Below are 893 nucleotides of genomic sequence, written 5' to 3' on the forward strand. Positions count from 1 at the left end.
TGAACTGAGCCCCGTAAAATGGACAGTTTAATAAAAAGCCCGTATGTCCTATGCGGCGATTAGATGGCCCCGATATTGTTCCGGGGTCATCTTTTTTAGGTTCCACTGACCGCGTTCGCAGTTGTAATAGTTTATGTAGTCCCCGACCATTTCTCTGACCTGCTCGATTGATCCACACGATCGGTTGGTGACATAGTCCTTCAAATGGCCAAAGAATGATTCAATTGGTGCGTTGTCGAGACAGTTGCCTCGACGTGACATGGACTGGACCAGTCCAAGGCTGCGAACGAGTTGTTGGTAGTCCGGATGTGTATAGTGGAAGCCTTGATCCGAATGGATCATCGCCTCGGGATGCAGATTCCCTTGGAGGTGATCTTCAAGTTTTTCCATCGTCTGAAAGACGAGGTCCATGTGAAGGCTTGCGGACAGCTTGTGCGCCACGATCTCACGCGTGGCCACGTCCTTCACGCATGACAGATAGACGTTCTCGCCGGAGGCGATCGGGAGGTAGGTGATGTCGGTCACGAACACCTTTCCAGGCTCGCTCTGTCGGAACTGACGGTTCAACAGATTCGGCACGACGCGATGCTCGTGCGTCGCCTGAGAGAGCTTCCGATAAGGATTCATCCTCCGGATTTTGGTGACGATGTTATACTTGCGCATCAGTCGGAGAATCCGTTTGTGGTTGATCCGGACGCCGAGTGTCGCGAGCACCTCCATGTACAGCCCCCGATAACCGACTTTACCTTTATGGCTGTCGTGGATTTGCTTGAGGAGTGTCGCGTCTAGGTAATCACGCTCTTCCCGGAGGGACTCCGCCTCGGCACGGTTCAACCAGGCGTAATAGCCACTCCGGCTCACGCCGGCGATCTCACATAGTGGGCGGACGAGGT

At 53.8% G+C, this 893-nt stretch carries 1 protein-coding gene; it reads right to left on the minus strand.

The features are described 5' to 3' along the window. Positions 1–48 precede the first annotated feature (48 nt). On the minus strand, positions 49–893 hold an 845-nt coding region (locus EVJ22_RS15245), incomplete at its 5' end, for an IS3 family transposase (protein WP_131444269.1).

Origin of the sequence: Exiguobacterium sp. SH0S7, from assembly GCF_004337195.1 — a bacterium.
Classification (GTDB): domain Bacteria; phylum Bacillota; class Bacilli; order Exiguobacteriales; family Exiguobacteriaceae; genus Exiguobacterium; species Exiguobacterium aurantiacum_A.